Raw genomic sequence first — 6107 nt, 5'->3', positions numbered from 1 at the left:
GGCCCTGGTCCTTGTCCTGGCTGAGCAGGATGATCGGGCTCTCCGGGTATTCCAGCTGCATGTGCCGGACGATTTCAGCGGTCCGGTCCCCGGACATGTTGTCCACAACGATGATTTCGTGGGCCGGCACGGACTGGTAGACGGCGGCGATGAGGCACTGCCGTATGACGCTTTCCTCGTTGTACGCCGGGATGACGATGGAGACGGCCGGCGGCGGCGCAGCATCGTCCAGGGCGTCCACGGGAAGCTGTTCGGGTGACATCACCCCAAATTTAGCACCTGCAGTGTTCAGGGGATCCGATGACCGGGCCGCGGGGCGGCGGGGCAACGCAAAGGAGGGACCCCGCCGCTGAAACCTTCCAGCAGCGGGATCCCTCCCATGAATACAGCCTTTGGCCCCCGTGTGCTCGACGGGCGGACCGGCGGTTACTTGGCCTTGTCGTCACCGTTCAGGCTGGCCGCGATGTTGCGGACCGCGGTCTTGGCGTCGGTGGCAACCTTGGACGCGGGGTCCTCGGACTTGCCCGCCACGGCGTCGGCGGCGTCCGCCGAAGCTTCGGCGGCCTTGTCGGCGGCGGCAACCGTGGCGGAGGCCGCGTCGCTGGCGGTGTCCTTCACGGCTTCCTTGACGTCGCTGACGGTTGTGGCCGGGACCGGGGCCGGGGTTGACGGTGCAACAGGGGCCGGGGTCTTCCACGGATCCTCGATCGGCTTGGACGCCTTCCACGCGGCCACACCGGCGGCTACGGCGGCGGCGATGACGCCGAAGATGAGGAAACCGCGGTGCTTGGGCTTCTGCGGCTTGGCGATCTCGCCGGAGACGGCGCGGCTCGCTTCGGCGGCTGCGGCTTTGAGCTGCTGGCCGGCGGACTGCGCCTGTTCCTGGATGTTGTGGACCACACCGGAATCGACCAGGCGCTGTGCCACGGCGTCCACGTGGGCCGGAGCGCCCTCGAGGGTGCGGTGGACGGCGTCGGACGCGTGACCGAGCTGGTCAGAGAGCTTGGGCAGGTACTCGACGACGACGCGGTCGCGGGCGTTGGCGATCACCGGAGTGGCCTTGTCCAGCGCTTCGTGCAGCCGTGGAGTGGCGCTCTCGACGGCGTCGTGGATCTTCGGCGCCAGCTGCGCGAGCCCGTCCTGAAGGCGGGGGGTCACAGTTGCCACACCGTCGGCCAGGTTGTGGGCCGCAGACTTCAGGCCCTCCTGGATCTTGGGGGAAGCGGTGTCAATGCCCTGTTGCAGGCGTGGCACGGCCCAGTCCACTGCCGCCTCGACCCGCGGGGCGGCCCAGTCCCTGGCGTTCTCCACCGCGCTGCTGACCGAGTGCTCCAGCTCACGGGCCATACGATCCGTTTTCTTCACAACTACCTCCCGATTAATGTGACGGTTCTGCAGTTAGCCTACGTGTACCGGACTCCACCGGCTATTCTCCGGCCGGATTTTGGTCCGATTTCACCCAGCGCGGAACTGACTCCGCGGCCCTGTACGGCTGCCCCCGCCGTGGAAGAATAGGGCCATGACTGCCATCGCAACTGCAAAAGCAACCATTCACACGAACCTGGGCGACATTGTCGTCAACCTCTTCGGCAACCACGCGCCCAAGACCGTCAAGAACTTCGTCGGMCTGGCCACSGGCGAGCAGGCCTGGACGCACCCGGAGASCGGTGARGACAAGACYGGTACCCCGCTCTACAACGGCACCATCTTCCACCGCATCATCAAGGACTTCATGATCCAGGCCGGCGATCCGCTGGGCCGTGGCATCGGCGGACCGGGCTACAAGTTCGACGACGAAATCCACCCCGAACTGACCTTCAACGAGCCCTACAAGCTCGCCATGGCCAACGCCGGCATCCAGATGGGCCGCGGCACCAACGGCTCCCAGTTCTTCATCACCACCATCCCCACCGGCTGGCTGCAGGGCAAGCACAGCATCTTCGGTGAAGTCGCGGACGAGGACTCCAAGAAGGTCGTCGACGCCATCGAGGGTGTCCGCACCGGGATGGGTGACCGTCCGGTCGAGGACGTTGTCATCAACAGCATCGACGTAGAACAGCTCTAGCCACACGCCATGAGCTACGGATATCCGGCGGCAGAGCCGTCCGCGCAGATCCCGGTGTGCCCCCGGCACCCGGACCGGCCCGCTTACGTGCGGTGCCAGCGGTGCGGGCGCCCTGCGTGCCCCGACTGCCAGCGGGCGGCCGCCGTCGGATTCCAGTGTGTTGACTGTGTCAACGAAACCAAACGTACGACGCCGGCGCCGCGCTCCGTCTATGGCGGCGCCGCCGCCGTCGGCCGGCCCCTGGCCACCTTCGGGATCATTGCTGCGTGTGCCCTCGTGTACGTCCTCCAGTGGATCATCCCCAACGACGCGATCTACCAGAACTTCGCCTTCGCAACGGCGTACGCCAACCCGGCCTATGGCGCCTTTGAACCCTGGCGGATGCTGACGTCCGCTTTCCTGCACTCGCAAGGCTTCATACTCCACATCGTGCTCAACATGTACATGCTGTGGATGTTCGGACAGGCGCTGGAACCCCTTCTCGGGCGCATCCGCTTCCTGGCCGTCTATCTTCTCTCCGCAGTCGGCGGATCGGTCGGCTACCTCCTGCTGACACCGGCATATGTTCCAGGCCAGGACCTGACCGGCGTGGTGGGTGCCTCGGGCGCCATCTTCGGCCTCTTCGGGGCGATGCTGGTGGTCCAGCGCCATCGCGGCGGGGACACGAGGCAGCTTTGGGTCCTGATCGCCATCAACGGTGTGATCGGATTCGTAGTGCCGCAGATCGCCTGGCAAGCGCACCTGGGTGGCCTGGTCACCGGAGCCTTGTGCGCTGCGGCCATCGCGTATGTCCCGAGGGGACGGCTGCGTGGCCTGTTCCAGGCCGCCGGACTTACGGCCGTCCTGTGCCTGCTGATCGTCGCCTCGGCCCTGCACGCCACCGCCACAGCCGTCCCGGCCTAGCCCGGCTTTCCCCAGCCACGGCACGGCCCCGTTGTGTCGCCCTGCGTTGTGGCGCCCCGTCGTGTTTCCCTCCGGTGTAGCGCCCTGCGTTGCATCCCTGTGCCGGCGACCCGCGTCTCCCGCTTTCGCTCGGCCCTCGCGCCCTCTGGTTCCTTTCGTACGCTAAACGGCGCCCCACGCCAGCCCGGCAACCCCACGTGCGGTATCACCGGCCAGTCCCTGCGGGACGGCGCAGCCGTCTTTTCCACAGGGGTTATCCACACTGTTGGTAACTTACATCCCTGTAGTTCAGGTGGGCGATCCGGATCTGATAGCCACAGCGGGCAAATTTCCCCAGCCGCACGAGAGATTCTCCACATCTGTGGATAACTTCCCGCCCCGGCCCTGTGGTTAAGTGGACAACTGGCATGAACCCGGAGGATGGCCCGGAAAGGCATTTCCAAGGCTTACGCCTCGAGTTGCGAGCTGTTGCCGGGCGCCGGGCCGCCGGATCGGGCCCCGGAGTCTATATATCTGATTTCTATCGGGTTATTCACAGCGTTGTTCACAGTGTTAATAACTTGATCTTCTGAGTATTTCGCACCGGAAAGCGCCGTTGTGGCCCCGGAGGAGGCACCCGGGCCGCGACCAGCTGCCGGTTATCCCCACCTGTGGATAAGTTGTGGGTAGTGGATTGTTATTAAGTGGATAACCGGAACCCGTCAGTGTGCGGGGGCCGGAAATGCCCGTCCCTGCCTGGTTCAGCGTCCCCAGGAGACCGTTACCGGCCATTTTTGAATCGTATCCCTGCACGCCCGGTGGTTATCCACAGTTAATCCACATTGTTAATAACTTACAGAGCCGTAATTCCCCTGCCGTTATGCTCGAAACTCCTCGCTGCGGGGCGCAGGGGGCCMTCAAATGCCAGACTCCGAGCTGGACCCCGCACCAACTGTCAACAGACTGTGGATAACTATAGGCTTCGTTCTGCACAGCTGTGGACGCGCTGAGCCCGTAGTCAGCGATGACTTCTAGGCAGTCCAGACGCCGGAGGATCCCCTCCGGTGGCTGTCGAGCAGATGCGTATCCACCATCCCGATGGCTTCCATCAGGGCATACATGGTGGTGGGTCCTACAAAGACGAAGCCGCGGCCGCGCAGGGCTTTCGAGAGCGCAACGGATTCGGGCGAACTGGTGGGGATCTGGTCCAGGGCTGTCGGCTCGGGTGTCACGTCGGGCTGGAAACCCCACACAAAATCAACCAGGCCGCCGTCGGCCCTTAGATCGATGGTGGCGCGGGCGTTGGTGATCGCCGCCCGGATCTTCAGCCGGTTCCGGACGATGCCGGCGTCCTGCAGCAGCCGCTCGACGTCGTCCTCGGTGAAGGCGGCCACAGTCTCGGGATGGAAGTCGGCAAAGGCGGCCCGGAACGCCGGCCGCTTGCGGAGGATTGTTGCCCAGGACAAGCCGGCCTGAAAAGCCTCGAGGCTGATGCGTTCGTAGAGTCCCTGCTCGTCGCGCACCGGCAGGCCCCATTCGCCGTCGTAGTAGTCGCGCAGGAGCGGATCCGTCGCCGCCCAGGCGGGGCGGGCCAATCCGTCCGCACCGGTGATGCAGCCACTGAGGTCGGGGGTCATAAAGCGTCCTTCGCTGGAGAGTTGCCTTCCAGCATTATCGCCTGCCGCGCAGTGGCTCCGGATACGGCAGCGGGCCGGCACACTCGGTGTGCCGGCCCGCTGGAAAAGCGAATAGATGGAGTTATTAGGAACGCCAGCGTGTGGTCATCAGGAAGCCCACGATGGCGATGCCGAACCCGGCAACGATGTTCCACGACGCCCAGTCCCGGACCGGGAGGGTGCCCTCGCTGATGTAGAACGTGATGATCCACAGCAGTCCAATGATCATCAGGCCAAACATCACCGGCTTGAACCACACAGGGTTGGGCTTGTAGGCCTGCGTCGCTGAAGTCTGCTGCTCTACGCGGGCAGTCCTCTTTCGCGGCTTCGACTCGGGCACGGGTCCTCCTTGGCGGGCTGGGTGAGGAGCGGCGACACGGCTTGATATCCTGCTGGGAGGAACAGCCGGCGGTTAACGCGCTCTTGGTCAACTTGGAAATCCTAATCGCAGCCAATTCTAGCTGTAATTCAGGCCATACCCCGCGCCCGCTGCGAAAGCCCCGAAGGAGAGCCCACGGTGTTGCAGGAGACAGCGGACCCCGCAGCCGCACCCGCCCGGGGCGGTTCCGAGGCCGGCCGCGGTCCGCTGGCGCGGGCACTGCAGATCGGCGGGGAACTCATGCTGACCGCCGGCGTCGTCCTCCTTCTATTTGTGGCGTGGCAGCTGTGGTGGACCAACCTCGACGCCGATGCCCGGCAGCGCGACGTCGTCCGGGATTTTGCCCGCGAGATCGGCACGCCCGCCAAGCCCGGGCAACAAGGGAAGCCAACCGGCTCCGCCGGTTCCAACGGACCGGACCGCGCCTTGGTGGCCGCGGAGCCGGCGCCAGGCGCCACTATCGGTGTCCTCTATGTGCCCCGCTTCGGAGCCGGCTACACGCGCCCGCTCGTGCAGGGCACCACTCCGGCCGTCCTTGACTCCCTGGGAATCGGTCACTACCAGGGAACGGCGATGCCCGGCGCGGCTGGCAACTTCGCGGTGGCCGGGCACCGCCAAACGCATGGTGCGGTGCTGGACAGCATTGATTCCCTGGTTCCGGGAGACAGGATCTACGTTCAGACCCGCGACGGCTATTACACCTACCGTTTCCGCAACAGCGAGATTGTCCTTCCGACGGCTACCAACGTCCTGCTGCCGGTGCCAACGCAGCCAGGGGCCGTAGCCAAGGACAGCTACCTGACCATGACCAGCTGCAACCCACGCTTCGGATCGCAGGAGCGCATTGTGGCGTACTCCCTGCTGGAGAGTTGGCGGCCCGCAGCGGCCGGACCGCCCGCGGACATCGCAGCCCAGGTCGCACGGACACTGGCGGGAGGCTAGCCCATGTATGGATGGATTTTCCGGCGGCTGCCCGGCCCGCTCTGGGTCCGGGTGGTGACCTCGCTGGTATTGCTGGCGGGCGTACTGGTATTGATGGTTCAGTTCCTCTTCCCGTGGATGGCGCAATTCAGCCCGTTCACTGATTCAACGATTGGTACAGCAC

7 protein-coding genes are annotated in these 6107 nt (G+C 65.1%); 3 read left to right on the top strand and 4 right to left on the bottom strand.

Annotated features, from left to right (window positions below):
• Positions 1 to 262: glycosyltransferase family 2 protein (locus AC1DHD_RS13240; RefSeq protein WP_476880155.1), on the bottom strand; the 262-nt coding region annotated here is incomplete at its 3' end.
• Positions 263 to 426: 164 nt separating this feature from the next.
• A complete protein-coding gene (locus tag AC1DHD_RS13235) occupies positions 427 to 1365 on the bottom strand; it encodes a hypothetical protein (protein WP_476880154.1) in 939 nt (312 codons plus the stop codon).
• Positions 1366 to 1519: 154 nt separating this feature from the next.
• On the opposite strand from AC1DHD_RS13235, the gene AC1DHD_RS13230 reads away from it, so the two are divergent.
• Positions 1520 to 2065, top strand: coding sequence for a peptidylprolyl isomerase (locus AC1DHD_RS13230; RefSeq protein WP_476880153.1), 546 nt, complete (start codon positions 1520 to 1522; stop codon positions 2063 to 2065).
• Positions 2066 to 2074: 9 nt separating this feature from the next.
• Positions 2075 to 2968: a rhomboid family intramembrane serine protease gene (locus tag AC1DHD_RS13225; RefSeq protein WP_476880152.1), complete on the top strand. Its 894-nt coding sequence runs from the start codon at positions 2075 to 2077 to the stop codon at positions 2966 to 2968.
• A 1010-nt stretch (positions 2969 to 3978) separates the two neighbouring features.
• Here the strand turns inward: AC1DHD_RS13225 and AC1DHD_RS13220 are convergent.
• Both AC1DHD_RS13220 and AC1DHD_RS13215 read right to left on the bottom strand, forming a co-directional pair.
• Positions 3979 to 4584, bottom strand: a complete 606-nt coding sequence (locus tag AC1DHD_RS13220) for a DNA-3-methyladenine glycosylase I (RefSeq protein ID WP_476880151.1) — start codon at positions 4582 to 4584, stop codon at positions 3979 to 3981.
• A gap of 124 nt (positions 4585 to 4708) precedes the next feature.
• On the bottom strand, positions 4709 to 4963 hold the full coding sequence (locus tag AC1DHD_RS13215) for a cell division protein CrgA (protein ID WP_476880150.1): 255 nt from the start codon (positions 4961 to 4963) through the stop codon (positions 4709 to 4711).
• A gap of 180 nt (positions 4964 to 5143) precedes the next feature.
• Here AC1DHD_RS13215 and AC1DHD_RS13210 point away from each other — a divergent pair, with 180 nt between their 5' ends.
• A complete protein-coding gene (locus AC1DHD_RS13210; protein WP_476880156.1) occupies positions 5144 to 5944 on the top strand; it encodes a class E sortase in 801 nt (266 codons plus the stop codon).
• Positions 5945 to 6107: the final 163 nt, after the last annotated feature.

The organism is Arthrobacter sp. 05L45_2, from assembly GCF_056397525.1.
The sequence above is the reverse complement of the archived record's forward strand: the minus strand, read 5'-3'. Positions and strand labels throughout refer to the sequence as shown.